20 protein-coding genes and 1 pseudogene are annotated in these 26441 nt (G+C 58.9%); 3 read left to right on the top strand and 18 right to left on the bottom strand.

Translation table 11 applies throughout. The features are described from left to right. Window positions 1-60: 60 nt before the first annotated feature. From ACNFH5_RS27810 to ACNFH5_RS27780, 7 genes are all read right to left on the bottom strand, one after another. Window positions 61-2532 carry an efflux RND transporter permease subunit gene (locus ACNFH5_RS27810; protein WP_416751683.1) on the bottom strand — a complete coding sequence of 824 codons (2472 nt, stop codon included), beginning with the start codon at window positions 2530-2532 and terminating at the stop codon, window positions 61-63. Between the two features lie 3 nt (window positions 2533-2535). After that, window positions 2536-3594 carry a WD40/YVTN/BNR-like repeat-containing protein gene (locus tag ACNFH5_RS27805; RefSeq protein WP_416751682.1) on the bottom strand — a complete coding sequence of 353 codons (1059 nt, stop codon included), beginning with the start codon at window positions 3592-3594 and terminating at the stop codon, window positions 2536-2538. 58 nt (window positions 3595-3652) lie between these two features. Continuing rightward, window positions 3653-5020: a DUF1329 domain-containing protein gene (locus ACNFH5_RS27800; RefSeq protein ID WP_416751680.1), complete on the bottom strand. Its 1368-nt coding sequence runs from the start codon at window positions 5018-5020 to the stop codon at window positions 3653-3655. A gap of 14 nt (window positions 5021-5034) precedes the next feature. Next, window positions 5035-6717 carry a DUF1302 domain-containing protein gene (locus ACNFH5_RS27795; protein WP_416751678.1) on the bottom strand — a complete coding sequence of 561 codons (1683 nt, stop codon included), beginning with the start codon at window positions 6715-6717 and terminating at the stop codon, window positions 5035-5037. Between the two features lie 82 nt (window positions 6718-6799). Continuing rightward, window positions 6800-7921: an FAD-dependent oxidoreductase gene (locus ACNFH5_RS27790; RefSeq protein WP_416751676.1), complete on the bottom strand. Its 1122-nt coding sequence runs from the start codon at window positions 7919-7921 to the stop codon at window positions 6800-6802. Between the two features lie 98 nt (window positions 7922-8019). Further along, entirely contained in the window at window positions 8020-8418 is a 399-nt protein-coding gene (locus ACNFH5_RS27785) for a Rieske (2Fe-2S) protein (protein ID WP_416751674.1), read from the bottom strand. Between the two features lie 3 nt (window positions 8419-8421). Continuing rightward, window positions 8422-9363, bottom strand: coding sequence for a VOC family protein (locus tag ACNFH5_RS27780; RefSeq protein ID WP_416751672.1), 942 nt, complete (start codon window positions 9361-9363; stop codon window positions 8422-8424). A 272-nt stretch (window positions 9364-9635) separates the two neighbouring features. Here ACNFH5_RS27780 and ACNFH5_RS27775 point away from each other — a divergent pair, with 272 nt between their 5' ends. Both ACNFH5_RS27775 and ACNFH5_RS27770 read left to right on the top strand, forming a co-directional pair. Next, window positions 9636-10577: a LysR family transcriptional regulator gene (locus ACNFH5_RS27775; protein WP_416751670.1), complete on the top strand. Its 942-nt coding sequence runs from the start codon at window positions 9636-9638 to the stop codon at window positions 10575-10577. Between the two features lie 237 nt (window positions 10578-10814). After that, on the top strand, window positions 10815-11972 hold the full coding sequence (locus ACNFH5_RS27770; RefSeq protein ID WP_416751668.1) for an alpha/beta hydrolase family protein: 1158 nt from the start codon (window positions 10815-10817) through the stop codon (window positions 11970-11972). A 42-nt stretch (window positions 11973-12014) separates the two neighbouring features. Here the strand turns inward: ACNFH5_RS27770 and ACNFH5_RS27765 are convergent, their stop codons facing one another. The 5 genes from ACNFH5_RS27765 to ACNFH5_RS27745 form a co-directional block, all read right to left on the bottom strand. After that, window positions 12015-13292, bottom strand: a complete 1278-nt coding sequence (locus ACNFH5_RS27765) for an OprD family porin (RefSeq protein ID WP_416751666.1) — start codon at window positions 13290-13292, stop codon at window positions 12015-12017. 35 nt (window positions 13293-13327) lie between these two features. After that, the gene (locus ACNFH5_RS27760; RefSeq protein WP_416751664.1) at window positions 13328-14662 is read right to left on the bottom strand and encodes an MFS transporter; all 1335 of its coding nucleotides are present in this window, start codon (window positions 14660-14662) and stop codon (window positions 13328-13330) included. A 193-nt stretch (window positions 14663-14855) separates the two neighbouring features. Then, window positions 14856-16055 carry a formaldehyde dehydrogenase, glutathione-independent gene (gene fdhA, locus ACNFH5_RS27755; RefSeq protein ID WP_416751662.1) on the bottom strand — a complete coding sequence of 400 codons (1200 nt, stop codon included), beginning with the start codon at window positions 16053-16055 and terminating at the stop codon, window positions 14856-14858. 79 nt (window positions 16056-16134) lie between these two features. After that, window positions 16135-17211, bottom strand: coding sequence for a Rieske 2Fe-2S domain-containing protein (locus ACNFH5_RS27750; RefSeq protein WP_416751660.1), 1077 nt, complete (start codon window positions 17209-17211; stop codon window positions 16135-16137). Between the two features lie 37 nt (window positions 17212-17248). Then, a complete protein-coding gene (locus tag ACNFH5_RS27745; RefSeq protein WP_416751658.1) occupies window positions 17249-18202 on the bottom strand; it encodes a PDR/VanB family oxidoreductase in 954 nt (317 codons plus the stop codon). Between the two features lie 120 nt (window positions 18203-18322). Here ACNFH5_RS27745 and ACNFH5_RS27740 point away from each other — a divergent pair, with 120 nt between their 5' ends. Next, a complete protein-coding gene (locus ACNFH5_RS27740) occupies window positions 18323-18925 on the top strand; it encodes a MarR family winged helix-turn-helix transcriptional regulator (RefSeq protein ID WP_416751656.1) in 603 nt (200 codons plus the stop codon). A gap of 1862 nt (window positions 18926-20787) precedes the next feature. Here ACNFH5_RS27740 and ACNFH5_RS27735 read toward each other — a convergent pair. From ACNFH5_RS27735 to ACNFH5_RS27710, 6 genes and pseudogenes are all read right to left on the bottom strand, one after another. Continuing rightward, window positions 20788-21318, bottom strand: coding sequence for a hypothetical protein (locus ACNFH5_RS27735; RefSeq protein WP_416751654.1), 531 nt, complete (start codon window positions 21316-21318; stop codon window positions 20788-20790). Between the two features lie 111 nt (window positions 21319-21429). Then, a complete protein-coding gene (locus ACNFH5_RS27730; RefSeq protein ID WP_416751652.1) occupies window positions 21430-22485 on the bottom strand; it encodes a c-type cytochrome in 1056 nt (351 codons plus the stop codon). Window positions 22486-22494: 9 nt separating this feature from the next. Beyond that, complete coding sequence (locus ACNFH5_RS27725; protein WP_416751713.1) at window positions 22495-22866, bottom strand: c-type cytochrome; 372 nt, start codon at window positions 22864-22866, stop codon at window positions 22495-22497. Between the two features lie 9 nt (window positions 22867-22875). Continuing rightward, a pseudogene (locus ACNFH5_RS27720) lies at window positions 22876-23085 on the bottom strand (c-type cytochrome); the annotation flags it as partial. A gap of 191 nt (window positions 23086-23276) precedes the next feature. Continuing rightward, complete coding sequence (locus ACNFH5_RS27715; RefSeq protein ID WP_416751651.1) at window positions 23277-24290, bottom strand: AraC family transcriptional regulator ligand-binding domain-containing protein; 1014 nt, start codon at window positions 24288-24290, stop codon at window positions 23277-23279. An 87-nt stretch (window positions 24291-24377) separates the two neighbouring features. After that, window positions 24378-26393 (bottom strand): alkyl/aryl-sulfatase, encoded by a 2016-nt coding sequence (locus tag ACNFH5_RS27710; protein ID WP_416751649.1) that lies wholly within the window; start codon window positions 26391-26393, stop codon window positions 24378-24380. Window positions 26394-26441 lie beyond the last annotated feature (48 nt).

The raw sequence follows: 26441 nt of genomic DNA, 5'->3' as shown, positions 1-26441 counted from the left end.
GCGGGCCATTCAGATGTCCTCGTTCTTGTCGTTATGTCGCGGACTGTCCGAACCCCTGGCTCACGCCAGGGGAACAGTTGCGTGGGGCTTGCAGCAGGTGCGGTCGTGGTGAATTGCTTCCAGGTTGTGCGGAACCGCGGCTTTGGCGACCGAAGCTGCAGCCGCACCTCTGGGAAGCAGGAAGTAGGCAAGCGCAGGCAGCAGAACCAGGGCGCCGACCATGTTCCAAACAAACATGAAGGCAAGCAGAACGCCCATATCTGCCTGGAACTTGATCGGAGAGAAGATCCAGGTACCGACACCAATAGCGAGGGTCACGCCAGTGAGCATCACCACCTTCCCGGTGAAGAGCAGTGCCCGGTAGTACGCCTCAGAAAGACTGGCTCCTTGGCGCAGCTGCGCGAGCACAATGCTCATGACATACAACGCATAATCGACGCCGATACCCACACCCAGGGCAATCACTGGAAGAGTCGCAACCTTCACCCCCATCCCCAGGACGACCATCAGTGCCTCACAGAGAATTGAGGTGAGTACCAAGGGAAGAACCGCGCAGAGAACGGCACGCCACGAACGGAAGGTGACAAGGCAGAGCAGGATTACCGCACCGTATACCCACCACAACATGTCGCGGTTTGCCTGCTTCACCACGATATTGGTCGCGGCCTCAATCCCTGCACTACCTGCGGCAAGCAGGAATTGAGCGTGCTCGGTGTCGTTGTTCTTTGCGAATCCCTCGACACTCTCGACGACGCTAGTGAGCGTGTCAGCCTTGTGATCCTTGAGGTAGGCATAAAGGGTCAGCAGGCTGCAGTCATCGTTGTACAGACCTCGTGGTGCACCCGCAGTGACCATGTTCAACGTCGCCTGGTTATTGACCAGTTCGTACCACTTGGGATTACCCTCGGAAAGTCCAACCAGGACTCGGCGATTCAACAACGCCAGAGAGTTGGTGGAGTCCACACCCTCTAGACCACGAAGCTGCCAATCAAGATCGTCCACCCGCTTCAGCGTGTTGTATGCGGAGCACTCACCGGCTGGTGTTTTCACCATCACTGCAAATACATCGCTGCTCGCGCCGTAGTGCTGGGTGATAAAGCCGTTGTCTCGGTTGTAGCGAGAGTCCGGACGAAGCTCAGGCGCACCGGCATCTAGATCGCCCACCTTCAGTTTGAGGCTGACAGCGTATCCACCAGCAGCCATGAGAGCGGCGACCACAACACACAGGGTCGCCCAACGCTTGTGAGTGAACAGATCAAGGAAGCGCCATACCGCATGCTTCTCCTCTCCGCTTGCTTCCGCCTCCTCAGCACGAAGACTGCGGCGTGCAGCTCGCTGGCTCACTCCAACATAGGAAAGCAGCACTGGGAGCAAAATCAGGTTGGTGAAGATCAGTACAGCGACGCCAAGGCTGGCGATCACTGCCAGATCCTGGATGACCTGGATCTTGATGATCATCAGTACTGCGAAGCCAACGGCGTCGCACAGCAGAGCGGTAAGCCCTGCCAGGAAGAGCCGGCGGAAAGTGAAGCGGGCCGCTACCAGGCGATGCATACCGCGCCCAACGTCCTGCATGATGCCGTTCATTTTCTGGGCGCCATGGCTCATGCCAATCGCGAACACCAGGAAGGGAACCAGCACCGAATACGGATCGAGCTCGTACCCTAGTAGAGGCAACAGGCCAAGCTGCCAGATCACCGCTACCAGGGAGCAGGTGACAACCAGAAATGTGCTGCGCACACAACGCGTGTACCAATAGAGCACTGCGGCGGTGATGGCGATCGCGGCAGCAAAGAAAATCAGGATCTGCTTCAACCCATCAATGAGATCGCCAACGACCTTCGCAAAGCCTGTGATGTGGATTTCGACACCTTGGGCCTGATAGGTGGAGCGAATCTTTTCAAGCTCATGGGCGAAAACGGTGTAGTCGAGTGGCTGACCATCGGGCGTACGCTCCAGCAAGGGCACGTAAACGATGCTGGAGCGCTGATCGAACGCTACCAGTTGGCCAATTTCGTTGGAGCGCTCCACGTTGCGCTTCAGGGCATCCAGGCTCGTAGCCCCGCCGTCATAGCCGTCGGGAATCACCGGGCCGCCTTCGAGCCCTTCCTCCGTTACCCCCGTCCAACGAGTGGACGGCGTCCACAGTGATTTCATCGCCGCACGGTCGACACCGGGAAGTAGATACACCTCATCGTTGAGCTGCTGCAGCGTATGCAGGTAGTCCTTGTCGTAAATACTGCCTTTGGGGTTGGCGACGGCAATGCGTACCGCATTCCCCAGACCTGCCAGTTCCTGGCGGTGCTCCAGGTAATTGACGATGAATGGATGCTCGCGGGGAATCATCTTCTCGAAACTGGCATTGAGCGTTAGGCGTGTCGCTTGCCAGCCGAGTATCAAGGTTGCAGCGAGGCACAGCAGAAGAACCAGTGCGCGGTGGTTGAATAGGGCACGCTCGAGCACGGAGCCAGAAGCGCTATCGAAATCGTCGAGGCTGCCGTTGGACGGCGCCGGAGAGGTCTGTACTTGCATGGCTCAGTCCGCGGTCTTGGTATTGGAGGAAGGCGCCAGTCGACGCGCGCCGGCCACACCGACAGCTACCAGCGCGCCATCGGCAGCTTGAGTGGCAGCCGCCAACGGAAGTCCGTCGGATACGGGGATAGGCTGAAGGCGGATAGGCGAAAGCTTGCTTTGGAGGAGCATGCCGGCCTGATTGACCAGCACCAGGTGATCGCCAACAACACGAATGGCGTTAAGAGAAGCCGGAACCGGATTGTCGACAGCCTGGAACGTGCTTCCACCGTCCTCGGACGAGAAGAGCTTGCCCCGCAGCCCACCGACCAATACGCGACGATCGGGAAGAATGGCCGCGGCAAAGTAGCTCCCCTCATACGGCCCCTCTATCGGGACGAACTTCTGACCTCCGTCAGTGGAGCGCAGCAGGAGCCCCTGCTCTCCGACGATGATGAATTCATTGCCGTCGCGTGCCATTGCGTAGAGGTGGAGGCCTCTCGGGTTAGGCAACTCGCCCATCCAAGACCGCCAGGTCTTGCCTCCATCCTCGGTGATCATCGCCAGGCCATATGCCCCAAGAACCACGCCGTGCTGTGCATCAACGAAGTTCACGACCAGAAAAGGCTTGTCGGCGCCATCAGCGGACAGGCGTTGTGCCGCGGCAAGACGGCCAGCATCGCCAGAGGCTTGAGCCGCTTGCAGCTCAAGCGCGGCAGCCTGCTTTCCATCAAGCTGCAAGCTCCAGCTCTCGCCGCCATCGCCGCTATGCAGGACGACACCAGAGTGACCGACGGCCCATCCGTTCTTTTCATCGACGAATTGCACACTGGTCAGCGTGCTACTGACGGGGCTGGCGGTTTGACGCCACTGCTGGCCGCCATCGTCGGACAGCAGAACAACCCCGCGTTCGCCGACAGCCACCAGCCGCGAGCCGGCTTGATTGACGTCCAGTAGCACAGCCTTCAGGGCTTGCGGCCCGACCACAGCAGGCTGGGAAAGGACATCCATCGTGCCTGATGCCCAGGCAGGCAACAGGGTGCAACTTGCTGCCAGCAGCAAGCCGGAGACTATCTTCTTCATCGCACGCAACCTTTCTTTGTTCTTATGTAAAGCAGGCGGGGCTCACACCCCGCCAGGATCAGCGAACGCCTTCGCCCGCCATCGCATCAGCGGTGAACACCGAGTCCTTGTAGGGCGGCACGATTCGGTACTGCTCACTCTTGCCAGCGAAGACATCACCCACGAACCAGGCCCCGGAGAGCAGGTCGTAGAAGCCAGTGGTGAGCGAGGCGGTACCCGGCAGGTCAGGCAGAACAACAGGCGAAGTCCACAGGACTTTCGCGAGCTGGCCGCGGGCGTCGTAACGGTCACCCAGGACTGCAGTCCAGGTGTCCTCGTCGAGGTAGTAGGTGCTCTTCGGCATTACGTGCCGCGCACCACTTTTCAGCGTGGCTTCAACCACCCACACACGGTGCAGTTCCCAGCGCACAGCGTCGGACTTCATGTGGTGCGAATCGAGCAGTGCTTCCGGGCTCGCAGCAGTGAACACGCGGTTGGAGTTGTAGGGGATATACATCTCCTTCTTGCCGACCAGCTTCCAGTCGAAGCGATCGATGCGGCCGTTGAAAACGTAGAGTTCGTCGAAGCTCATTACGCCAGCAGTCGCCGGTGTCGGCGTATCACAACATGCGTTGGGCAGTCGACGCACCCGTCGCTGCCCCGGCAGGTAAGTCCAGGCGGCCGTCTTCTCGGCATTGAGGTTTTCAAGGCCAGTGATGCCTTCCCCGGCGCGCAGAGGCGGGCCATCGTTAGTCATGCGGATCGACCAGAACACGCCCTTGTCGCTATTGAAGTTCGGCAGGTACCAGGGCATTTGCAGATCTGCGCGGGAGTCGTTGGTAAGCACATGCTTGCCATCCGCGGTGGTGAGGTACTGGGTAAAGCTCGCGTGCCAGGACGCGCCGCGCCAACGCAGAAGGTGGTTCCAGATCGCCTCCGCGCCGTTCTGCGGAATCGGGAATGGAATGCCGCCAGCAGCACCTTCCGGCATCGGGCCGCCAGGGCCCTCTACCAGCCTGCCACTGGTGGCGTTGGCGAAGGTCGCGTCGTACACAGCCTGGGGCGCAGCGGCGCTACGATGCGTCGGATACACGACGACCTTGTAGCTGTCCGGGTACCTTTTCAGCATGGCTAGCGTGCCAGCAGACAGCTTGTCAGCGTACTGAGCCATGTTCTGCGCAGTGATGGTCAGAACTGCCTGATCAGCTGCGTACGGATCACTACGCTTCCCACCGTCCTTGTAGGAGGGGTCTGCCTGAGTGAGGCCACCCTTCCATTCGGGAATGCTGCCGTCCGAGTTCCCGGCACGCTCGGCGCCGAACGGGGTAAGCGTCGATTTGAGCTTGGCGGCTTCATCAGCCGAAACGGCTCCCATCGCTCCGTGTGCAAAGAACAGCGAGGCGCTCAAGGCAGTGAGCAGGGAAACGAACTTCTTGTGGTGTTTCATCGAAAAATCCTCGGTCAGAAGGTGCGACTGACGGTGAAGGCGATGAAGTCGCGGTCTTTGAGCGACTGTTCGAAGGTGTAGTGGTTGTCTGCGTCGAGGAAGGTGTGCTCCGGGCCGTAGTAGTGCGTGTAGGTCAGGCCCAGGTTCCAGGTATTCAGGTAGTTGCCTTTCAGGCCGACGTTGATGTCACCGCCGTGATCGGCGCCGAATCCAGTACCGAGCGCCTCGGAGGCACCGTTGGTGTAACTGGCACCGATCGGCACGGACAGATCCAGGCCCGGCAGAAACTGGCGATACATCGGTTCGTAAACCAGGCGCAGGCTGGTGGCGTCACGATCAGCATTCGGGTCGAGAGCATCGTGGTTCTTGCTAACGCTCATGACCCGGTTCCAGGCGATCTCACCCAGGAAGTTGGCTTCCGGTGCGATGAAGTTCGGCTCCAGGCTGGATAGCCAGGACAAGTTCGCGTGCAGGGTGCGGCCAGTCGCGTAGACGGGATCGTCGTCGTTGTTGATCGCTTCGCCGGGCGCCAGAGCGTGTTGGCTGGTGGATGCCAGCGGCTGGTTCCAGCGGGTGGAGAGCTCGCCCGCAACGTTGAAGTTGCCGAGCGTGGTGGAGAAGCTCGCGCCGAGCGACTCGATACCTTCCGGGTAAACCCAGTAGTACTCGCCGGCCTTACCGCTCAGGGGGTTGAGGTTGGCAAAGTCCGGGCGGACGTTGAGCTGCGGGTTCTTGTCGTGGAAACGGATGGCATATACGCCCCAGTCCACAGTATCCGTACGCCAACGAACCTGGAGACCACCCTGGCCGGAGTCCTTCGCTTCCTTGTCATTGCCATGGTAGAACGCCAGCGGCTGGGCTCCGGGGAACAGCGGCGCGCCAATGAACATGCGTTCGTTGCCATCACCGAAGGTGTCGGAGGTCGAGAAGTAGCTACCAGCGGCCGGCAGGCGGTTCGCTTCCCACTCGAATTGGTAGTAGGCGGCGACCGAGACGTCCGGAGTGATCTGCAATTGCCCGGAGATTTGCTGCACCGGACGAATGAGTTCCTTGAACTGGGTGTTCGGTACAGACAGTCCTTTGACCACATCGATCGGAGCCATGCCACCGGCGATGCCGTTCATGCCGTAGAAGAGACTTTCACCCCACTGCATTGCGTACTGCCCTACGCGCCCCGATGCCTGCATGTCACCAATGTCGGTCTTGCCGAAGAGAAAGGCGTCCAGCAGCTCACCTTTTCGACCGTGCAGCGTGCGAGTGTCATCGGTGAACTCGTCGTAATCCACGGAGTAGCTGTTGGCGCGGGAGGGGTCGTTGTTGTCGGTTCCGCGGTTGTAAACGTCGTCGTACCAGGCCGCACCGCTCAGGCGAGCACCGACATCGCCGTACGTGATGTCCAATTCGGAAAGGAGATCCAGGCGGTTGGAGATCAGCCCTTTATCGAAGTTGCGGTCACCATCATCCTGGTTGAGCGCCGTTTGGCCCTCAGTCAGCTTGTCGCTCTGATCCTTGGTGCGCCACGCGGCGCTGTACTTCAGAGTGTTGTCCCAGCGAGCCCGGAGATCAGGGTTGCCGGTATCAAACTCGAATGCGCGCGCATCAGGCATCCCGGCGGTGATGGCCAGGATGGAGATTGCGAATGCCAGTGGCTTGAGTCGCGGCAACGGCCGCGCGGGTGCACGCTTGCTAGACAGCATTTAAGTCACCTCATTATTGTTTTTGTAAGTCAGTGTTGGCTTGTAATCAGGTGCGCCCAGGCGTGGCGCACCTGGCAGGGACTCAGATGGGACGGGCAGTGAGCTCCAGCATCTGCTTGACCAAAGCAATGCGATCGAAATGGCGGTCTTGCTCCATTTCTTTCTCACCTGCGAAGAGGGATTTCTGGCTGATGAATCTGCAGCGCTCGAAGCGGCGATCCATGAATCGCTGCAGTTGCTCGGCCACGGTGCCGCCGGCAGTCAGTTCTTCGCTCAGAACAACTGCGTCCTCAATCGCCATGCCGGCACCCTGTCCCAGATGGGGGGTGGTCGCGTGCGCAGCATCACCGATCAGCAGAACCCGGCCGCGGTACCAAGGCTCGTCGACGAATACCGCTTCCAGCGGCTTGTATACGACCTGCGAGTTGTCGGTAATCTGTTCGCGCAGCTTGCCGATCAGCCCACCGAAACCCGACAGACGCTTGCGCAGCTCCGCTGCCAGAGAGTCCTCGGCCATCCAGGGATTGCCCGGTTCATGGGAGGTGGTGAAGAGATACATCAGATCTTCCGCCAGGGGGACAAGGCCTGCATTGCCTGACGGCCCCTGGTAGTTGGCGAGATGATCAATCTCAGCGGGGCGCGGGAAGTTGTAGCGCCAGACCGACTGGCCAGTGAAGCGCGGCTGGTACTTGTCGCCGAACATCAGGCTGCGAACTTTCGAGAACAGGCCGTCAGCACCTACAACGAGCGAGTAACGAGAGCTGCTGCTATCGCTGAAAACCACGTCGACGCCGTCTGCATCCTGCTCGAAGCTTTCAACCGATGTGCCGAGACGCACCTGTGTGCCGAGCTCGATCGCCGTTTCGGTGAGCACCTTGTGCAGTGCGCGGCGAGAAATGCCGACGTTGGCAGGGTATTCAGGACCAGCTAGGCGCTGCCCAGGGATACGCACGAGGGGAACACCGTCAGTGGTGTAGATACCGACATCCTCAAACGCATACGCAGCATCGAGGTAGGCGTCGAGCAGCCCCAGCTTGGCCATTTCACGGACGACGTTGCTCTGCTGGATGATACCTACGCCGTAGACAGTCCACTCGGTCTTCAGCTCGACCAGGTCGACCTCAATCCCTTTGCGGCGCAACGCGATAGCGGCACACAAGCCACCGATGCCACCACCGACTATCAGCACTTTTGCAGTATTCATGACGTTACTCACACGTGTTGTTCTTGTTCTCCGCATCCTTACTAGGTGCGGCCGTTATTCGTGCTGGGGTCGAGTTTCCCGAGCACAGTGGGATTTGACTAATCGAGTCCTCGGATGCGACCTATCGCGCTGCGAGATACCTCAATTGGCTGGCCTTGAGGATCGAGACGGAGGGCAAGCGATCCGCCCTCAAAAGCGAACTCCAGAGCCGTCAACGACTGCCCGAGGCAGGGGCCATAGACGCACTCGCCGCTGTCAGGCATGAACTGGGCGCCATGCGCATAGCAGATGACCCGCTGACCGTCGGCTGACAGGAATCGATCCTTTCGGTATTCCAGGCGCACATCGAGGTGAGGACAGCTGTTGCGATAAACCCGCACCTCGCCCCGATGAAGCAGCACGAACAACGTGTCGCGGCCCGTGCCGAACGGATCGAAGCCGAGCGCCTCGCCCTCTCTCAATCGATCGAAAGGACAAAGCGCGATGCTGCGATCCACGGATCAGCCCTGTTTGGGCGGCGGGCCGCCTGGGGCCCATTTCTCGCGAGAGGTGAAGAGGAACAACTGAGAGTTGTCAGCGGACATGGGTGCCTGGCGAGCCGCCCAGGCGTCGTCATGCTTGTCCATGTCAGCGTCATATTCGATGTGGCAGCCCAGGGGACTGTTGAAGTACCAGAACCAGTTGGAGCCGAAGAGGTGACGGCCTGGGCCCCAGAAGCTCGTCCAACCCTTCTCCTGGAAGCGAGTGCCGGCCAACAGGACTTCGGTACCGCTGCCCATATGGAAGGTGAAGTGCTCACAGCCCTGCATATGGGGCGGGGTCTGGATCATGAACAGGCAATGGTGGTCATCCATGGCCTTGGTGCGCATGAAGGGCCCCACGCCAACGAAGCTGTCCGTGGTCACGAAGCCCAGGCGATCACGATAGAAGGCTTCACCTTTGGCCATGTCGGGCACGAAGTAGACGACGTGGGAAAGCGTGCGAGGACGAGCCTCCATATCGGGGGTGATGCCCAACTGGTTCGCGGGGCGCTGGGGAGCACTGCCCGGGGCATTGGTGAGGTCAGCCGGAGCATCGAAGTGACGGCGCCAGGAAACCTGGAAGGCGATGGCAAAACCGAGGTCATCTACGGTGTGCAGAGCACCGTTGGAGTCACGGCGCACTTCGCGATCCCGACTCAGCTCGTCTTCGATCGCGGCAAGGTCGGCGGCACTGGCAACGCCATAGACGGTTTCACGAAGCGACGGTGCAGGGCCGATTGCCGGCGGCAGCTCCGCATCGTCGGGACGACGGATGATGATTGCAGATCCGTCCAGAGCTTCGAAATGGCCACCCTCAGTGCTCAGGTGGACTTCAGTCAGTCCGTAATCGCGAAGACAATCAGCGCAGGCTTGCAGGTCATCGACGCCAAAGACCAAGGCGTCAAGGCCAAGAATGTTCATGGCTACCACTCCATTGAAATTATGATCCGGCGGCAAGGCCGGTGGTGGTGTCGCCGCGGTAGGCATGCCGCTCGACTGGAGCGGAGATTGCTGACGTGAGGTAGTGCTGACTAATCGCGAGTCGGGATGCCAGCTATCCACAAACGCGATACATGGCTTGAAACAAGCTGGGCAGGGGGTTTCAGACGATCTGGCAGGTTGTTCTCTTGACGTATCGAGAATGTCGCACGAAGGTATCTCAAAAATAACTACAAGAACCGAGATGCATCGCCATGCGTTTTCAACACTTGGATCTGAACCTTTTGGTCGCACTTGATGTGCTTCTGGAAGAACAGAACATTACCCGTGCCGCCGAACGTCTTCACATGACACAGTCCGCCACCAGCGGTGTGCTGGGCAGGCTCCGCAAGTATTTCGAGGACGACCTTCTAGTACAGGTGGGCCGGACTATGCAGCCGACGCCCTATGCACTTGAACTGGCCAAACCAGTGCGCGAAGTGCTGCTCACGATTCGTTCCTCCATCACAGCAAAACCCGTCTTCGACCCAACTACTAGCAAGCGGCATTTTCGCTTGATCGCCTCTGACTACTTGATCAGTGTGCTGTTTTCGCAGGTGATTCAGCGTATCCATCAGGAAGCTCCGGGCATCACGTTTGAAATGCACCCCCCAGGTGAGCAGGCAGTTGAGATGACCTTGCGGGGTGAGGTCGATCTGATGTTCGTCCCAGAGCGCTATGTGATTGAAGGACACCCTTCTCAGCTGCTCTTCGAGGAGGAGCACGTCTGCGTCGTCTGGAAAGGAAATACTTCTGTCGGAGACACGCTAACCCTGGAGCAGTACATGGAGATGGGCCACATCTCCGTTGCGTTCGGCCGCTCCCGGCAATTGAGCATCGAGGACTGGTTCATGAGCCAGTACGGTTTCAAACGCCGCCTCGAAGTCATCACCAACGACTTCAATACGCTGCCTCAGCTGCTGGTGGGCACCCATCGAGTAGCGACCATGCATCGCCGGTTGGCGGAGCTTTACGCCCGATATCTGCCTCTACGGATTATCCCGCCGCCCGTCAAAATTCCCGTGATGCGGGAGATTATGCAGTGGCATCGCAGCATGGATGGTGACCCCATGCATCGCTGGCTGAGAGAGAAGGTTCACGACTTTATCCAGTCTCTCGACCAAGCCGGCGCACAGGCCGATGTGGCGGTTTCATAGGGGCATGCCCACCCCCTCTCATTTAAAGCGCCATCAATCTACGATGGCGCCTCGCTGCCTCTAGCTTCCCCAGTCTCAGAGCTACCTGCTGACTGCAGCATCTCGTTTCGCGATACCTCGCATCCCTACTCGCGATTGGCCAAAGCTCCCTGCTCTGCATAACGTCCTGATCTGATCGTGCCCGGCGTGCCTGAGATTTCCGGGTTCACTTTCCGCCCCCATAAGGACAACAAGAACATGTTCCGCTACTTCCCTACCAACTACGTTTGGAACCTGTCGGTGGATCTCGCCATCGAGATGGGTGCCCGCATGGGCGAAATCGAAGAAATGTGCGCTCCCCTTCAGGAGGCCGCAAAACAGCCAGATGCAGCTGGAACCGCGGCCTTCCGCGAGACCTGGTCGAAAATGGCCGACAAGCTCTGTCGTCTCGCAGAGGAGGATGAGTTCGCCGGTCGCCTGCTCTCTGCAGGTGAGAAATATAGCCGTGCCGCCACCTACTACCTCACCTGCGAGCGTCTTCAGGCTCACGGCGCCCCTGGACGTGAGGCTCTCTACCAGCGCTTCCTCGAAACATTTGCCCTAGGCATCTCGATGTCGAAGGAGAACTGCGAGCGCGTCGAGATCCCCTACGAGGGGAAAGTCATCTCCGGGCTCCTCGTCCGCGCCGAAGGAGTTGAAGGGCCCGCACCGTTGCTGGTTCAGGTCAACGGCCTCGATTCCACCAAAGAAATGAAATACCGCGTGGGCCTGCCGGCGTGGCTCGCCAAACGCGGGGTGTCTTCCCTCATTATCGATCAGCCTGGCACCGGCGAAGCCCTGCGACTGCATGGGCTCACCGCACGTTACGACAGCGAACACTGGGCCAGTCGCGTAGTTGATTGGCTTGAAACCTGTACCGAAGTGGACTCAAAACGCATCGGTATGGAAGGTGTTTCGCTGGGCGGCTACTACTGCCCTCGCGCAGTCGCTTTCGAGCCTCGCTTTGCCTGCGGCGTGGTGTGGGGTGCTAACCACGATTGGCGCGATGTCCAGAAGCGTCGTCTCGAGAAAGAGGGCAGCTTCCCGGTGCCGCACTACTGGGCCCATGTTTGCTGGGTATGGGGCGCGAAGGACATCGATGACTTCATGCGGATTTCGGAGAACGTGCACCTCGATGGCGTGCTCGACCGCATCAAGGTTCCGTTCTTGGTCACCCATGGCGAGAAGGACTCGCAGATCCCTCTCAAGTGGGCGCACCGCACCTTCGAGCAACTGGTAAATAGCCCGAAGCGCGAACTGAAGATCTTCACCGAACGTGAAGGTGGTGTGCAGCACTCCAGCTTCGACAACAGCATTAACGCGGGTCAGTTCATCGCTGACTGGGTTGCCGAGACTCTCGGAGGCCATACCGCGTGAGGTCAGGCTCTGCCTGCGTCATGCGCAGGCAGAGCCTACCGCTCACCAGACCTTGATCGTGTAGTCGATGTTTATGCGCGTCTCGTTATCGCTCCGGAAGGTCGAGGCCGCTCCTTGCTGGTTTCGATAGAAAGCCTCTCGTACCCGAAATGCCAAGCCTCTAGCGGGGCCGGATTGGATGACATAAGCCAGCTCGAAGTCCTTGGACGACTCAGTGAGATTGCTGCCGCCCAACGCAGGAAGATCGATACTGTCGCCATGCAGGTAACGCATCATCCCGGTAAGACCCGGTATGCCCGACGCGGCAAAGTCATAGTCGTACTTCACGGCCCAGGTTCGCTCCTTGGGGTTAACGAAATCCGCACTCATCGTTCCATCACTCAAAACCACCGGTTCCCCGCCGGCAATGTAGGGGAAAGCCGTGTCCCCGAATTGCCTCATGTAACCAACACCCAGGCTGTGACCACCCCAGAGGTAGCTGAACATTCCTCCCACGTTCAGGTTGTCGACCTTTCCGCCTCTGGCCTGACCATCATCACGGCTGTTGAATACGCGAATATCTGATTTGAGCTTTCCCTCACCGAGCGGCAGTGTGTGAAGTACCCCGAGGAAGTCCTGGGTGTAGATGTCGCGAAGCTCTGCATGGAAAAGCCGCAGGGTCAGGCTGTCCGACCAGCGATAGTCGCCGCCGTAGAAATCAAACCGCTCGGACGAAGCTCCCGGCCGGAATCGACCATTGGGAGACGCTAATCCGATCGGTTGATAGTCGGTGGAGTCACGCAGGTTGACCCTGTCCATGCGCCCCACATGTGCAGTCAGGCCATCGATGTCGTCGGAAATCATGTACGCGCCGCGGAACGACTGCGGAAGTAGGCGCGCCGGGCTCGCGTTGATGATGGGCAAAGCAGGGAATTGAGTTCCGACCGAGAGCTTCGTCTTGGAAATTTTTCCTTTCACTGCCAAGCCTAGTTCGGAGTACTCGTCTTTCGCCTCACGAGTTACCGGGTCGTACGAAAGCAACTGAGTAGCTGTGCGGTCGGGAGAAGAATCCAGCTTGAGCCCCAGCATGCCAATGGCGTCGATGCCCAGGCCAACCGTTCCTTCCGTGAATCCCGAATTCGCTTTCACGATGAAACCCTGTGCCCACTCCCTGGCTGCGGAGTATGGGGTTTCGCCCTTGTAGTCTCGATCCAGATAAAAATTTCGTGCAGTGAGGGTGAGGTTGCTGTCCTCAACAAAGTCCGCCGCCGCCCCTTGCGAAAGCAAAGCGGCAAGCATCCCCAGGCCGGCAAGCCTAAAGCCCGAAAACTGATTGCTCATTGGGTTTCACCTTATTGTTCTTATGGGTGATCGGATCAGGAGGCTGGTTTGAGCGCGACGTGCGGCGCAGCCTTACTCTTCATCAGCCAGACGATTACCGCCGCTGCGACGAAGGCTGACGCGAACAGCAGATAGAGATCCGCAGGCTTCCAATTGGCATCGATGAGACGGCCCGCCACCAGGGGAGAGAGAATTGCCCCCGCTCGTCCCATACCGATCCCCCAGCCCAATGCGGTGACACGCAGCTCTGGGCCATAGATGCTCGGCGTAAGCGCATAGAGTCCTGCCACACATCCGTTCACCAGGACGCCAATCACCAGCACAAGGCCAAATGCCAGGTTCAGGTTGGAGGTGAAATTAACGAAGATGGCGAGGAAGAGAGCATTGAGAATCAGGTAGCTCATCAGGACTCGCGACAGGCGATAGCGAGCAGCAAGCAGACCTATCAGTGAAGTCCCGACGATACCGCCGACGTTTAACAGGACACCGCCGGTAATCCCTTGCTGGTTCGACAATCCGGCTGTGACCAGAAGCTTCGGCGTCCAGCTCATGACGAAGTAAAACCCGAACATCACCAGGAAGAACCCTGCCCAAACCAACAGCGTTGGGCGCAAAAGGTCTTTGGAGAACAGGCCGGCGAATGTCTGGCCCAGCGAGGCCTGAGCGCCCTGTTCCGATTTCGGCATGTCTGCGATCTGCTCTATCCCCACACGGCTCAGGAGCCGGTTGATTCGAAGCAGAGCATTACGAGGCTGACGGACAACGAGATAGGCGATGGACTCGGGGAGCAGGAAGTACAACACGGGCAAGGTAAGCAGCGTGGCTATACCGCCGTAAAGGAAAACAGAACGCCATCCCATGTGCGGGATTATCTGGGCGGCGATCAATCCGCCTAGGGTCGCGCCCAAGGCGTACGCTGTCGACTGAAGGCTTATTGCAAGGCTTCGCCATTTTTTGTTGGCGTACTCACCTGCAATGACATAGCTGCTCGCAAGAACACCGCCGATTCCCAATCCCGTCAGTAGCCTGAGAACCCCCAGCATCGTCACCGACGGCGCCTGCGATGACACCAGCATGCCAACGCCTGCAATCGAGATGCAGAGCAGAATCAGAGGTCTGCGGCCAAATCGATCGGCCCAGGGAGCGATGAAAAGTGAACCGAGCGCCATGCCGACCAAGCCCGCGCTCAACAGATAGCCAAGCTCGATACCACTGAGTCCCCATTCACTCGATACGGACGCTGCGGTGAAGGCCATAACCAGGACGTCAAATCCGTCGAGCATATTGATCAGGAAACAGAGGGAGATAACTACCCACTGGAACTTCCCCATATCCTTCTGATCGAGCTGAATACTGATCGACTGGCTCATTGAGCGGCCCTCCAAGTAATTTCCGGAGGGTTTTCGGGGACGGCCGTAGCCGCCCTGCGGAGAGGGGAGCGTGAGAATTTCATCAGAGACCTTCTTGTTTTTGTTATGCGTGCAACGCAAGGGCTCGGCGTGATTGGCCAAGCGATGTCGAGCTGCCGCCCCGAGGCAAAGGGGCGGCAGCCGGTGTGCTAGGTCAGGCGGCGCGGAATAGGTTATGCGGGTCGATGACGAACTTCTTCGGTACGCCGGCATCGAATTCGCCGTAGCCTTTCGGCGCATCATCCAAGGTGATTACTTCCACCCCGACGATGTCGGCAATCTTGATGCGATCCCACATGATCGCCTGCATCAGTTGGCGGTTGTATTTCATCACTGGGGTCTGGCCAGTGTGGAAGCTGTGCGACTTGGCCCAGCCCAGTCCGAAGCGGATGCTCAGCGAGCCCTGCTTGGCGGCCGCGTCCACCGCGCCCGGATCCTCGGTAACGTACAGGCCCGGAATGCCGATCTTGCCAGCCACCCGTACCACGCCCATCAGCGAGTTAAGCACGGTGGCCGGAGCCTCGTGCTGAGAGCCCGAATGGCCATGACCACGGGCCTCAAAGCCCACCGCGTCAACCGCGCAGTCCACTTCCGGCTCGCCCAGCATATCGGCGATCTGCTCGTGCAGCGGGGTGTCCTTGGACAGGTCAGCGATCTCGAAGCCCTGGGCCTTGGCGTGGGCCAGGCGAGTCGGGTTGACGTCACCAACGATCACCACGGCGGCGCCCAGAAGGCGAGCTGAAGCAGCAGCGGCGAGACCGACTGGGCCAGCGCCGGCGATGTATACGGTGCTGCCCGGCCCCACGCCGGCAGTCACCGCGCCATGGTAGCCGGTGGGCAGGATGTCGGAGAGGCAGGTCAGGTCGCGGATCTTCTCCATCGCCGCGTCGCGGTTGGGCAGGCGCAGCAGGTTGAAGTCGGCATAGGGCACCATCACGTACTCGGCCTGACCACCGACCCAGCCGCCCATGTCGACGTAGCCATAGGCGCCGCCGGCACGAGCCGGGTTGACCGTCAGGCAGACGCCGGTGTGCTGCTCCTTGCAGGTGCGGCAGTGACCACAGGCGACGTTAAACGGCACCGAGACCAGGTCGCCGATCTTCATGGTTTCAACGCTGCGGCCGATCTCCACTACCTCGCCGGTGATCTCGTGCCCCAGCACCAGACCTTCGGGCGCAGTGGTGCGACCACGCACCATGTGTTGATCAGAACCGCAGATGTTGGTGGAAACGACGCGCAGGATTACCCCGTGGTCGATCTGCTTGCCCTGCGGATCCTGCATCTTCGGATAGGGAATGTTCTGAACTTCGACCTTGCCCGGGCCGAGATAAACCACACCACGATTTACAGACATATGTCCTCCATCTATGCGCCATTGGCGCCCTGTGAGATGTGTTGCGAGGAGGCAGTTATGGTCGCCTCCCGGTAGACCATCAGGATTCCTGGCGAAGCTTCTCAATGATCTTGCGTGCGCGGTTGGCCCCTACATCCACATGGATGTCCACCATCGACCGAGGGCCGAATTCGAGCATGTTCTTGTACTGAGCCTCGATAACGACCTTGTCTTCATCGAAGGTCATCGCGGTCTGCTCGACGACCTTCGCTTTGGTTTCTTCGTGATTGCTCTTCGGGTTGGTGGCAATCGTCCAGAAGTAGTGGCTGGTGTTTTCAGTCTCGGGAGTCACCCCATGGAACCCCCGCATGTGGAATCCACCGCGCCCAGGATCTTCAAGCGAGTCAGTCCCGGCATCGACTGCACCAGTCCAGATTCGGAGGTGAGTGACGCGGAACTCGATTTCCTGCCAACGATCAACCTTGCCCTTGAAGGGATAAGCAGCGGTGTAGGTCGGTGGCGGAACCGAGTCCGGCATATGGCGAATGACCCGCACAGTGGCGTCATCACTTTCAACACGCATCTGAGCGTTCATATGGATGCTGGCGTTTCCACCGATGGTGCGCAGGTGCACGTAACCCAGATGGCTCAGGTCGAGCAGGTTGTCATGGATGAGCTGGTAAGGAGCGTCGTAGTGATAGACGTCCCCTTCGTAGACGTACTCGCCGCTGCTGTGGACATCGTATGCCGGAGGTTCGCAGGTCGGTTCCGTTTGATCTGCGCTGCCAAACCAGATCCAGAGGATCTGATCACGCTCTCGAACGTGGTAAGCAGGGACTTTCGCCTTCGTTGGAATTTTGGACTGACCGGGCACCTCAAGACACTGTCCCGCGCCGTTGAACAGCAGACCGTGGTAACCACAGCGGACACCTTTCTCCTCGAGCGTGCCATGCGACAGAGGCAGAGCCCGATGGCAGCAGCGGTCTTCCAGCGCCGCTGGCTGGCCGTCTGCTGTACGGAACAGAACAACGGGCTTGCCCAGCAGGGTTCTGCCTACAGGTTTATCTTTCAGCTCCCAGACAAAGCCCGCGACGTACCACTGGTTCAGCGGGAATTTAGGTAGCTCTGCAGGAGCTCCCACCTCGTATGCGAGCGACTGAGCTTGCGATGTACTCATAGCGATCTCCAGCTATCAGGTAGTTCTTGTTAGGGGGTCACAGATCCAGCACTAAGCGCGGACTGCGGGAGCGGGAACAGCAAGGTGTAAAACTGTCGTTTCGCGCATGTTCTGCATCGCTCATGTACTGATCGCGATGCTCTGGTTCGCCCGCAAGAACTCGAGTAATGCAAGCGCCGCAAATGCCTTGTTCGCAGGAGCTTTCGACCTCAACGTCGTGCTCCAGCAACACTTCCAAAACGGTCTTTTGCGCAGGAACTTCAATCACACGACCAGAGCGTGAGAGCTCGACTTCGAAGGGTTGATCGCCTTCAAGAACTTGCGGGGGCGCCGCGAAATCCTCGCGATGGATTTGCTGATCCGCCCAGCCAGACTCCTTCGCAGTGGATTGAATGTGCGACATGAAGCCTGATGGGCCGCAAACGTAGAGCTGATCCCCCTGCCCGGGCGCCGCCAGGATCTTCGCGGCATCCAGGCGCTGTTCGATTGGCCCATTGTCTACGTGAAGACGAAGGTGCTGCGCGAAGGGCGCGTCGCTCAGAAGATCGAGGAACGCCAGCCGCTCAACAGAGCGACCGCAGTAATGGAGCTCGAAGCGCTTGCGCGCTACCAAAAGGGTATGAGCCATAGCCAGGATGGGCGTGATGCCGATACCGCCGGCAAACAGCACATATCGATCGCCGCTGAGATCCAAATCGAACAGATTACGAGGCGCACTGATGGTCAGGCTGGAGCCTTCCATAACGTCGGCGTGCATGCCTTTTGAACCACCTCTGGAAGCCGGCTCATTCAGCACCGCGATGACGTACCTGCCACGCTCTTGCGGCGAATTGCACAGCGAGTACTGTCGGACAACACCTGGCGCCACATGCACGTCGACGTGGGAACCCGCTGTAAAGGTCGGCAATTCCAGTCCGTTGGCGGCAGTTAATTCGAAGCTGCATACACCGTCAGCTTCAGCGGTTTTTCGAGAAACACAAACTTCGAGCATGAGCGTGACCCCACCGCAGATCTGCAGTGTTTGATAGCGAATAGATGTGAGCCGGCCTTACTGGCTGGGAGCGTTAGCTGGAGAAGAAATTACGAAGGGGATGTCAGGGGTAGGCAAGACATGGCACGGCACCTCTGGATTTTTATTGTCGTGTCGCGTGCGCTTATGATGCGGACGCGGAATCTTTGTGTGATTCTCATCCTAAGCATTTTAGTTGCGATGTCAACCAATTCGACCTACGTGCAGGAACCGCTCGTCATGCCTCGTTCGCCCCTCAACCTGGATCGCTACGTTCCTGCGCTACTCACATCGTTGACCAACAAAATGTCTAGCGGGGCCTCTGCCTGCTACCGCAAGCACTTCGGGATAGGGATTGTGGAATGGCGGGTGCTGGCCATGCTCGCAGTCGAGGATCACATCAGTGCTAATCGCGTGGTTCAGGTGATCGGCCTCGACAAGAGCGCTGTCAGCCGAGCACTACAGGTGCTGGAACGTGACGGACACGTGGCAACAGAGGTCGATGCAAAAGATGCCCGTCGCTACACCGTCTCGCTCACACCTTCAGGCCGCAAGATGCACGACCGTGTATTGGTGACTGCGCTTGAGAGAGAGAGACTACTTTTGGCAGCTTTGAGCGAGGACGAGATTGAGGTGCTCATTGGCTTCCTACATCGCATGAGCGGGCAATTGGACTCAGTGAATGCGGTAGAACCAAAAAGTTAATCATCGAGATTTGAGTTGCATCCGACTGCCGCGCGGGGCGCTCTAGGGCCGTTATTCCTTCGAGCCGGCCCCAATAGCGGGTGCGGCTGCTATCGGCCATTAGCAGACCTCCGCTTGAGCGCCCCGATTCTGATCGCGGGAATGAAAAAGCCGCCCATTGGGCGGCTCTGTCGTGTCGAAACCTCCGCGGGGACCGGCCAACTTAGCACATCCTACGTGTGGTCGTGGGCTCCACCTTCAAGGCATTAGAGCTGGATCTCCGAAAGCCAAAAGCGTTGTCCCTGAGCATCTGTAAATATGTTCGCCTCCAGCTCTCCGATCTGCTCTAGTTCCAACATCACTCGTAGGCGACGGCAGCACGAGATTTCGATGCGTCCCACAGGACTTCCTTCGAAGCGCACTGCAGGATCATGCAAGCGTAACTGCTCAGAGAGGTAGAGCGCGGTGCCGTGCAGATAGTAGGTCGCCACTGATGCGAGCAAACCATCGTGGCCGATGCATCGCAGCACGTAGTTACCAGTTGGTTGGTACAGGGCTCTGCGTTCTATGGCCGCTTCTCCAGATTTGCGCCGGATCCAAATTCGCAGGCAGTAGGTATCCGCAAGTCAGCGGAAAAATTCAGCCCAAATACAAAAATCTTAAATGGCTTTTAGGAGAGCCCCGCCAAATGACGGGGCTTGATGCTGAGGACTAAATAAGCACGAGCCAATCCGTTGACTTCAGTTCAACTCTAGCTCCTCCCTCCGGGAGTTCCAGCGGCACGGTGGTCGCAGCCTTGGCGGGCGGCATGGGGTTGGGGAGATGGTACTCGGGACGACACTGGTCGGCCTCATGAGTCTGCGCTCGCGCTGCCCATTCCCTTGCTTCTGCCTCCGAGAAGCAAAGCTGGAAAAACGTCCCCAGGAATACCTTCCATGTGGGTGGATTCCCAGCCATGTATTCAATTCGAATGTCCATGGCTACTTATTTCCTTGGGCAAAAAAAATGCCGCGCGGGATGGGGGCTCCCTAACGGCACAGTCAATAGAAAGTCAGCAGTGCTGAGAGTAGCGGGACCTCATCAGAAGGCGAGAGGTCTCTCTGATATCTCGGATGGACGGCAAGGCCTGCACAACGGTAGCAACGCATCGTCCTCTGAATCTTAGCTTTCGGGCTTCGGCGGTGTTAACGCAGTGGCGAGCTACTCAGCAGCCCGCTCTGCAATCATGATGGTTATACCTCTAGAGTCGCTGTCCGCTCAGAGCTGGGAGTCAGACCAAAGTCCTCTTGGGCTTTGAATCAATGCCGGCGCTCACACCAGGCAGTCGCCATTTCAATCCCCTGCCTTCTTGCATCGGCAAAGCACTTCCATGGCCCCGTGGCAGAGCAGACGATTTGATTAGCAGCTCTCACCAATACTTCGCGTGGCACCAGGTCACCTGGAGTGCCCCACTCGAACTCTATGAGCGCTGTCGCCCCGTTTGGATGGATATAGCTGATTGGGCCGGGCCTATCTGTAATCAGGTGCATTGCAACACCCTCCGCTGACGATCGATACCAGCATTAGCCCAGGCAGATGCAGCTTTCCGTGGAGTTTCATTTAGTTAACCGCTTAGAGGGACTGCTCTCTTGGTATCAGGCTTTATGAAGGGGCTCCCCCGCCATCAGGTGGATGCCACTCTTATTGGCTGGCTATGCAAGTGATGGAGGTAGTTGCCGGCCTCGTTCCTTGCCTGCCCCCATGGCGGTCTATCTCGCCCACTTAAATACTCGCCAACGCAGGTACGCACCAATTGGCGCGTATGAGACGCCTCCCGCCTCCACTCACTAGGTGCTTCCGAGTGCCAGTGCAGTGCGTGTACATGTTGCTTCACAAGCAACAGGTCATTTAGTCGTGCCATCCCTTCCCAGGCCCTCGGGTAGTGGGCCAAGGAACATTTTCTTCAGGCGCTCACGGCCGATGACTCGCGCCAGTTCCGCGATAACGCAATACATGAAAATCAAGGTGACGAGGAGAATCTGTACCGCCCAAAAGCGGGGCCAGTTCATGGACGTCCACAGCATGGAATTTGCGTCCATCAGGCTGGGAGCCTCTTTCCAGTACTCGTAGAGTCGCTCCAGGTAGTGCACGCACAGTGCGACCAAGGCATACATCAAGGTCTTCCAGGAAACGTTCCAGATCAGCGGCTTTTCCGGGAAGCGGTTGATGAAGGGCAGCATGTCGGCCACCAGTACTGACTTGCCGAGCACCAGCGAAGCGATCAGTACTGAAGCCGTCACAGGAAGCGGCACGCCAGTGCCCTTAATCATGAGCGCGCGAATGGCGGCAACGATGTGCAGGATGACGAAGAAGAAGATGGTCGGCGGAAGTGCCTTCATGAACTCATGTTTAATCTTGAGCAAGACCGTTTTCATGTGCTTTCCCTTTACTGGTAATGCGCTGAGATGGGGTTCGTTCGTTGAGTCCGTCAGGACAAGCATCCGAGGTAGCCGGGACATGTCGTCGACATCATTGGCAGCAGCGATTCAGGGCCTCACACCGGACGGATAGGACTTACTGCCGAGCACCGTGCCGTCCAGCGATTGGCCGTAATAGCCCTGGTCGGAGGCGTGGAAGTCTTTCGCCGTCCTGGCGACATCCCCCGTGAAACGCGGGTCCTGCGGCCGTTCCCGGCTGTTCATGTAGGCCGCCACATCCCAGGCCTGCTGGACGTTGAGTTGCACACTCTTGCCCAGCGGCATGTTCTCGTAGATGAAGGTGGCCGCGGTATTGACGCGGTGCATGCCAGCGCCCCAGTTGTAGGATTCGCTGCCCCACAGCGCCGGAATCACGGGCACAGCCGCCATCTTGCGGCCTTCACCCTGCTGGCCGTGGCAGATCGCGCAATGCTCGGTATAGACCTGCTGGCCCCGTTGCGGTGAGTAGGCCTGCGGCGGTGCCGGCAGCGCGGCGAAGGCGCGGCCGGGCATGAGTTCGCGCCCTTCCATCTTCACTCTGTCAGCCAGCGGACCCGGCAGAACGAAGGACTCCTCTCGACCGCCGCGCTGCAGTTCAGCGTCGCTGAGTTCCGGCACCGGCTTGTCCTGCATGCCGTACATATCCAGCAGGCCACCCATGAGCAGCCAATAGGAATAGGCCGACATCGCCACCAGCTCGGGTGAACCCAGTTCGGGGGCCTTGCCGTTCATGGAGTAGTTGAAACAGCCCTGAATGCGCTCGGCGAAGTTGTTCACGCGGTTGTCTTTCTTGCGGAAGGCCGGGTAAGCCAGGTAGGCCGCCCACATCGGTGCGGCGTAGGCCTTCGTGCCGGCGTCCAGGTGGCAGTTGGTACAATTCAGCTGGTTACCGACATAGCGGCCCTTGAGCTGCTGGGTATTGACGAACAGCTGGTAGCCACGGCGAATCTTGTCGCCAAAGGCGCCGTCGGGGATCTTCGAGAGGTCACGTGGCGTGAAGTAATGGGCATCCTTGGCCTTGGGTTGCGCGCTGATTTCCTCCATCGCCGTAGTCACCGCATCAGCTGCTTGTACTGGCAGCACAACGCTTCCCGCCAAGGTCATGCAGATCAGGGTTCTGTTCATGAGCTTTCCTCAGCGAATCGCCGCCAGATAGCTGGCCAGCGCAGTGATGTCCTTGTCGTTCAGGCGCTTGGCGATGGCGCCCATCATGCCCTCGGGGTCACCGCCACGCTCGCCCTTGCGCCAGGCCTGCAACTGCGCCTGCAGGTAGGCCGCCTGTTGCCCGGCGAGCCGCGGGAATGGCCCCGAGCCGACGGCCGACGGGCCGTGGCAGCTGAAGCAGGCTGGAATGTCGCGGGACAGGTCGCCCTGGTAATAGAGCTTCTCGGCCGGCGAGGCGGCGGGCTGTTGCCCGCGAACCTGCAGCGCCGGCAGCTTGCCCTGGGCGGCGTAGTAAGCGGCAGCCGGCTGCAGCAGATCGGCCGAGGCGTAGGCTTCGGCCATCGGCCCCATCAGCGCATTGCTGCGCTGTCGTGAGTTGAAATGCGCCACTTGCGCCGAAATATATTCGGCCGAAAGCCCCGCCAGCACGGGCCCTTGCGCCGTACCCTCGCCATGCATTCCATGGCACACGGCACAGGTTTGGACCGCATCCGGTACTTCATCGGCGATGGCCGCTCCGGCAATACAGGAAATCAGTAGGACAGCAGGCCATCTGCGCATCGAGTATCCCGCCTCTATGTGCTGCGACAGCCCTGAGTGTAGGTAAGGTAGACATACCTAACCTTCCCCTGACAAACAGGCGATCGCTTTCGCTGAATGCCACCGAGTACATCTAAACCGAGGTGGAAGTGTTCGTCTTGATGAGGTTGAACACGTTTCCTAAAACCCAGCGAGAATGCTGAGTAAGCGCATCAATCACTATTTCCTTTACCTACCTTGAGCTGCCGTCGTCGCTCTATTGGGGGAACACCGAACCATCGGTGGTGTGCACGACAGAACGAGGTAGTGCGCCGATAACCCAGTTCCGAGGCGATTTGTCCGATGCTCAAGTCTGACTCGCTGAGCAATTCTTCGGCTCGCCGACGGCGTATGTCATCGACGTGCTCCTCGAAATCGATTCCGTCATTGGCTAGGCGTCGCTGAAGAGTCCGCGGGTGTAGATCAAGTAGCTTGGCAATCTGCTCCAGGCTACACGTCTGCTTAGGCAACAAAGCTTGGATGTGCCTCTCAACTTCGAAGCCCAACTTCTCGTCGGCACTCGTATGGGCCTCCAAGTAGAACCGAACGATGGAATGCAGCATTGCGTCATGCCGAGAGCACGGCTGTTGCATGTCACGTTGGCTGATCGCAATTGCGTTGTGATCCTGGCCGAATAGCACCTGGCAACCAAAGTAACGCTGGTAAACATCGAGGCTAGCTTGGGGTTGGTGGCGCAGCAGTACCATCGCCGGTCTCAGGGGGCTGCCCAATAGTTCCGACATCAGCAGACGTCCGTGCAGCAGCGATTTTTCGACGATTTGCGGTATGTCCTGAATGCACGGCAGGGCGTTGTCGAAGCAAAGCAAGGTGCAGCCAGGCCGGCGCTCCAGGTGGAACAGAATTGAGGGGCTATAAACACGCATGTAGCGTACAACGGCAATCAGCCCTTCCCCAGCCGTGGGGGCAGTCTGAGCCAGATGCTGCAGAGGTCCCAGCAATGTCGATTTCTGCCGGGTTGCCAGTTCGAGTCCGAGCTCGGGCATCCCGAGCGCATGGGCGCTGCCCTCAAAAATCTGCGCAAGGCTCTTGTACGAAAATTTCTTCTCGTAATTGCCGACCACATCCATGCCAATCCGATGCGGTGAAAGGTGCTCGCGAAGTGAGCCCCCTCGCTCGGCAAGTAACTCACCGAATTGCAGAAATGCAGTCCCGCGAATGGTATCCATGCTGCGGCGCTCCCTGTGAAAAAAGCGGCAAGCCATCCGCCGTCGCTGATGGCTTGCCGTAGATACCTTCAGGTATCAGAAGGAGCGTTAGGGGGTGACGATGTTGAACCAGAAGTCGAAGTTGTCCATGTAGCTCATCAACTCGTCCAGCTTGCCCTGATCTCCCTGCACTTTGATCTCGCCCGAGCCCTCTGCGTCCTTCAGCGTGGTCTCCTTGAGCATGATTTTGTTTAGGGTGTCGCGGGTCAATGTGATGGTGGCGTCGGCATCGTTCGCCTGCATGCCCTCGGTGTGGTTGAGCACGCCGTTGACCATCTCCAGGGTGTACTTCTGCTTCAGGTCGGTGAAGTCGAAGTTGAGGGTGATGTGCTTGTCGGCGACCTCAGGCCCTTTCAGGCGCATGGCCAGGTAGTCGAAGAACAGGTCCAGGTCCATCGCCTTGACGGTATCGGGACTGGCGGTGTCCGGGGTCGGCAGCTTCTGTACGCCGTTGCGCAGCTCCTGCGCGCCGGTGAGGTAGAAGTTGCGCCACGGGCCGCTCTCGGCCTGGTAGCCGAGCTGCTCGAGGGCATCGGCCTGCAGGTTCTTCGCCGCCTGGTTGCTCGGGTCGGCGAAGACCACATGGTTGACCACCTCGGCCACCCATCGGAAGTCACCCTTGTCGTAGTACTCCTTGGCCTTCTTCAGCACGGCGTCGGCGCCGCCCATCATGTCGACGTAGCGCTTGGCTTCTTCCTCGGGCGGCAGTTCCCACAGGGTTGCGGGGTTGCCGATGAACCAGCCCAGGTAGAGCACGTAGGTGGCCTTGACGTTGTGGTTCAGCGAGCCGTAGTAGCCACGGTTGGAGAAGCGATCGGCGATGCCCTTGGGCAGTTTCACCTGCTCGGCGATCTCGGTCATGGTCAGGCCCTTGTTGGCCAGGCGCAGGGTCTCGTCGTTGATGTAGCGGTACATGTCGCGCTGCGAGGACAGCTGGTCGCGGACTTCTTTGTTGCCCCAGATCGGCCAGTGGTGCTGGGCGTACATGACCTGCACGTCTTTACCCCACAGCTTCAACGACTCATTGAGGTACTTCGACCAGGGCAGCGGCTCGCGGATCTTCGCGCCGCGCAGCGAGTAGGTGTTGTGCAGGGTATGGGTGGAGTCCTCTGCCGCGTTGAGGGCCTTCTTCTCCTTGATGTAGATAAGCATCTCGGCGGGCGCCTCACTGCCTGGGGCATAGAGGAACTCGTAGGTCAGACCGTCAATGACGCGCGTCTCACCCGTCTTCCCGATGATATCGGTCGGCGGGATCAGTGTCACAGTACCGGTGGAGGTGGTAGTACCCAGACCTGCACCCAACTGACCATTCGCGTTTGGCGGCAGCAGGTTGCCATACATGTAACTGGCACGCCGGCTCATCGCAGTGCCGGCCATGACGTTCTCTGCCACGGCGTGTTCGAGGAAGCCCAGCGGTGCGTAAATTTTCACCTTGCCGGACTTCACATCCTTCTCATCGACCACGCCGCGCACACCGCCGTAGTGGTCGATGTGGCTATGGGTGTAGATCACCGCTTCCACCGGTTTCTTCGGTCGGTGCGCGTAGTAGAGATCCAGCGCTGCCTTGGCGGTTTCTGTGGAAATCAGCGGATCGATAATCGTGATGCCTTTCTTGCCTTCGATGAAGGTTATGTTCGATAGGTCGTAGTTGCGCACCTGATAGATGCCATCGGTGACTTCGAACAGGCCGGAGATATTGATCAGCTGCGATTGCCGCCACAGGCTGGGGTTGGTAGTGGCCGGCGCCGCCTCACCTTCCTTGATGAAGTTGTATTTGGCCGGGTCCCAGATCAAGTTGCCCTTTTCACCTTTGACCGGCTCGGTGGGTAACGGCGCAATGAATCCCTTGTGGGCCAGTTCGAACGAGGTCTTGTCGTTGAACGGCAGCTCCTGCAGCAGGGCATCGTTAGCGGCCTTGGTGGCGTCGGTGGCCGGCTTGGGCGCTTCAGCGGCCCAGGCCTGGGTGGTCATAGAAATGGCGGCAGACAGGAGGAAGGAGGCGCTCAGCTTCCACAGGCCATTGGTAGCTCGTTCCTTGCTGGTCGATTGCATGATCGTTTTCATCTCAAGCTCCTTGCGGGGGTGCGCTGTACCCTCCGGGGCAACTGCCAG

The sequence above is a fragment of the Pseudomonas sp. NY15435 genome, assembly GCF_048068295.1.
GTDB lineage: Bacteria > Pseudomonadota > Gammaproteobacteria > Pseudomonadales > Pseudomonadaceae > Pseudomonas.
This window is presented reverse-complemented; position numbering and strand designations above follow the sequence as displayed.

Bases quoted from the DNA above. Each gene is read 5' to 3' on its own strand.
- ACNFH5_RS27810 (WP_416751683.1), bottom strand. From the start codon at position 2,532: ATGCAAGTACAGACCTCTCCGGCGCCGTCCAACGGCAGCCTCGACGAT.
- ACNFH5_RS27805 (WP_416751682.1), bottom strand. From the start codon at position 3,594: ATGAAGAAGATAGTCTCCGGCTTGCTGCTGGCAGCAAGTTGCACCCTG.
- ACNFH5_RS27800 (WP_416751680.1), bottom strand. From the start codon at position 5,020: ATGAAACACCACAAGAAGTTCGTTTCCCTGCTCACTGCCTTGAGCGCC.
- ACNFH5_RS27795 (WP_416751678.1), bottom strand. From the start codon at position 6,717: ATGCTGTCTAGCAAGCGTGCACCCGCGCGGCCGTTGCCGCGACTCAAG.
- ACNFH5_RS27790 (WP_416751676.1), bottom strand. From the start codon at position 7,921: ATGAATACTGCAAAAGTGCTGATAGTCGGTGGTGGCATCGGTGGCTTG.
- ACNFH5_RS27780 (WP_416751672.1), bottom strand. From the start codon at position 9,363: ATGAACATTCTTGGCCTTGACGCCTTGGTCTTTGGCGTCGATGACCTG.
- ACNFH5_RS27775 (WP_416751670.1), top strand. From the start codon at position 9,636: ATGCGTTTTCAACACTTGGATCTGAACCTTTTGGTCGCACTTGATGTG.
- ACNFH5_RS27770 (WP_416751668.1), top strand. From the start codon at position 10,815: ATGTTCCGCTACTTCCCTACCAACTACGTTTGGAACCTGTCGGTGGAT.
- ACNFH5_RS27765 (WP_416751666.1), bottom strand. From the start codon at position 13,292: ATGAGCAATCAGTTTTCGGGCTTTAGGCTTGCCGGCCTGGGGATGCTT.
- ACNFH5_RS27760 (WP_416751664.1), bottom strand. From the start codon at position 14,662: ATGAGCCAGTCGATCAGTATTCAGCTCGATCAGAAGGATATGGGGAAG.
- fdhA (WP_416751662.1), bottom strand. From the start codon at position 16,055: ATGTCTGTAAATCGTGGTGTGGTTTATCTCGGCCCGGGCAAGGTCGAA.
- ACNFH5_RS27750 (WP_416751660.1), bottom strand. From the start codon at position 17,211: ATGAGTACATCGCAAGCTCAGTCGCTCGCATACGAGGTGGGAGCTCCT.
- ACNFH5_RS27745 (WP_416751658.1), bottom strand. From the start codon at position 18,202: ATGCTCGAAGTTTGTGTTTCTCGAAAAACCGCTGAAGCTGACGGTGTA.
- ACNFH5_RS27740 (WP_416751656.1), top strand. From the start codon at position 18,323: ATGGCACGGCACCTCTGGATTTTTATTGTCGTGTCGCGTGCGCTTATG.
- ACNFH5_RS27735 (WP_416751654.1), bottom strand. From the start codon at position 21,318: ATGAAAACGGTCTTGCTCAAGATTAAACATGAGTTCATGAAGGCACTT.
- ACNFH5_RS27730 (WP_416751652.1), bottom strand. From the start codon at position 22,485: ATGAACAGAACCCTGATCTGCATGACCTTGGCGGGAAGCGTTGTGCTG.
- ACNFH5_RS27725 (WP_416751713.1), bottom strand. From the start codon at position 22,866: ATGGCCGAAGCCTACGCCTCGGCCGATCTGCTGCAGCCGGCTGCCGCT.
- ACNFH5_RS27715 (WP_416751651.1), bottom strand. From the start codon at position 24,290: ATGGATACCATTCGCGGGACTGCATTTCTGCAATTCGGTGAGTTACTT.
- ACNFH5_RS27710 (WP_416751649.1), bottom strand. From the start codon at position 26,393: ATGAAAACGATCATGCAATCGACCAGCAAGGAACGAGCTACCAATGGC.